Genomic DNA, 244 nt, shown 5'->3' with positions numbered 1-244 from the left:
ATGCAATGGTAAGATTCAAAGGTTTTGAAGGCTTGCATTTTCTGGAAAAATTTAGTTCAAAAATTTCGGAATGGCAGCAGCTGAGGTTGCTCCTTTCTATACCATCAATACCAGAAAATTCTGATGCTACCATTGGAAAATGGCTGGAAAGCACCAATGATTCTGCAGTGATTTTTGTACTTAAACTTATAAAAAAGTTTCAGATATTAACCCTTTATTCTAAAATCATAGAATTGCTTAACAG

The 244-nt window shown here is 33.6% G+C and carries 1 protein-coding gene; it reads left to right on the top strand.

From position 1 onward, the window contains the following. On the top strand, positions 1-244 hold a 244-nt coding region (locus ACPYOM_RS23520), incomplete at both ends, for a hypothetical protein (protein WP_481347834.1).

The sequence above is a fragment of the Monashia sp. HAY1-2A genome, assembly GCF_056755315.1.
Note: the sequence above shows the minus strand (reverse complement) of the source record. Positions and strands in the feature narration are given on the sequence as shown.